Source organism: Halalkalibacter okhensis, assembly GCF_000787375.1.
GTDB lineage: Bacteria > Bacillota > Bacilli > Bacillales > Bacillaceae_D > Halalkalibacter > Halalkalibacter okhensis.
Genome location: NZ_JRJU01000080.1, coordinates 1 through 2,533, shown reverse-complemented (window position 1 = coordinate 2,533; position 2,533 = coordinate 1). Strand labels below are relative to the sequence as shown.

Below are 2,533 nucleotides of genomic sequence, written 5' to 3'. Positions count from 1 at the left end.
ATGTATTGGATAAGTCCTCGACCGATTAGTATCTGTCAGCTCCACGTGTCGCCACGCTTCCACACCAGACCTATCAACCTCATCATCTCTAAGGGGTCTTACTGGATTAACTCCATGGGAAATCTCATCTTGAGGGGGGCTTCATGCTTAGATGCTTTCAGCACTTATCCCGTCCACACGTAGCTACCCAGCTATGCTCCTGGCGGAACAACTGGTACACCAGCGGTGTGTCCATCCCGGTCCTCTCGTACTAAGGACAGCTCCTCTCAAATTTCCTACGCCCGCGACGGATAGGGACCGAACTGTCTCACGACGTTCTGAACCCAGCTCGCGTACCGCTTTAATGGGCGAACAGCCCAACCCTTGGGACCTACTTCAGCCCCAGGATGCGATGAGCCGACATCGAGGTGCCAAACCTCCCCGTCGATGTGGACTCTTGGGGGAGATAAGCCTGTTATCCCCAGGGTAGCTTTTATCCGTTGAGCGATGGCCCTTCCATGCGGAACCACCGGATCACTAAGCCCGACTTTCGTCCCTGCTCGACTTGTAGGTCTCGCAGTCAAGCTCCCTTTTGCCTTTGCACTCTACGAATGATTTCCAACCATTCTGAGGGAACCTTTGGGCGCCTCCGTTACTGTTTAGGAGGCGACCGCCCCAGTCAAACTGCCCACCTGACACTGTCCCTGAACCGGATCACGGCTCGAGGTTAGAATGTCAGCACAGTCAGGGTAGTATCCCACCGACGCCTCCACGTAAGCTGGCGCTCACGCTTCCAAGGCTCCTACCTATCCTGTACAAACTGTACCAACATCCAATATCAAGCTACAGTAAAGCTCCATGGGGTCTTTCCGTCCTGTCGCGGGTAACCTGCATCTTCACAGGTACTATAATTTCACCGGGTCTCTCGTTGAGACAGTATCCAAATCGTTACACCATTCGTGCGGGTCGGAACTTACCCGACAAGGAATTTCGCTACCTTAGGACCGTTATAGTTACGGCCGCCGTTTACTGGGGCTTCAATTCAGAGCTTCTCCCAAAGGATAACCCCTCCTCTTAACCTTCCAGCACCGGGCAGGTGTCAGCCCCTATACTTCGCCTTACGGCTTCGCAGAGACCTGTGTTTTTGCTAAACAGTCGCTTGGATCTTTTCACTGCGGCTCTCTCGGGCTTGCACCCTAATAGAGCACCCCTTCTCCCGAAGTTACGGGGTCATTTTGCCGAGTTCCTTAACGAGAGTTCTCCCGAGCGTCTTAGAATTCTCTTCTCGCCTACCTGTGTCGGTTTGCGGTACGGGCACCTCTCACCTCGCTAGAGGCTTTTCTAGGCAGTGTAGGATCAGGAACTTCGGTACTAATATTTCCCTCGCCATCACAGCTCAGCCTTAATGAGAAGCGGATTTGCCTACTTCTCAGCCTAACTGCTTGGACGCGCATATCCATCAGCGCGCTTACCCTACCTTTCTGCGTCCCCCCATTACTCAAACGGTGAGGAGGTGGTACAGGAATTTCAACCTGTTGTCCATCGCCTACGCCTTTCGGCCTCGGCTTAGGTCCCGACTGACCCTGAGCGGACGAGCCTTCCTCAGGAAACCTTGGGCTTTCGACGGAGGGGATTCTCACCCCTCTTTTCGCTACTCATACCGGCATTCTCACTTCTAAGCGCTCCACCAGTCCTCTCGATCTGACTTCACTGCACTTAGAACGCTCCCCTACCACTGACACCAGAAGGTGTCAATCCATAGCTTCGGTGATACGTTTAGCCCCGGTACATTTTCGGCGCAGAGTCACTCGACCAGTGAGCTATTACGCACTCTTTAAATGGTGGCTGCTTCTAAGCCAACATCCTGGTTGTCTGGGCAACTCCACATCCTTTTCCACTTAACGTATACTTTGGGACCTTAGCTGATGGTCTGGGCTGTTTCCCTCTTGACTACGGATCTTAGCACTCGCAGTCTGACTCCCGAGGATAAGTATTTGGCATTCGGAGTTTGACTGAATTCGGTAATCCTGTGGGGACCCCTAGTCCAATCAGTGCTCTACCTCCAATACTCTTCCCTCGAGGCTAGCCCTAAAGCTATTTCGGGGAGAACCAGCTATTTCCGAGTTCGATTGGCATTTCACCCCTACCCACACCTCATCCCCGCACTTTTCAACGTGCGTGGGTTCGGGCCTCCATTCAGTGTTACCTGAACTTCACCCTGGACATGGGTAGATCACACGGTTTCGGGTCTACGACCACGTACTATAACGCCCTATTCAGACTCGCTTTCGCTGCGGCTCCGCCTATTCAGCTTAACCTTGCACGGGATCGTAACTCGCCGGTTCATTCTACAAAAGGCACGCTGTCACCCGTAAATGGGCTCCAACTAGTTGTAGGCACACGGTTTCAGGATCTCTTTCACTCCCCTTCCGGGGTGCTTTTCACCTTTCCCTCACGGTACTGGTTCACTATCGGTCACTAGGGAGTATTTAGCCTTGGGAGATGGTCCTCCCGGATTCCGACGGGGTTTCACGTGTCCCGCCGTACTCAGGAT

1 rRNA gene is annotated in these 2,533 nt (G+C 53.3%); it reads right to left on the bottom strand.

The window, feature by feature from the left end:
• Positions 1-5: 5 nt before the first annotated feature.
• Positions 6-2,533, bottom strand: a 23S ribosomal RNA gene (locus tag LQ50_RS23975); the annotation flags it as partial.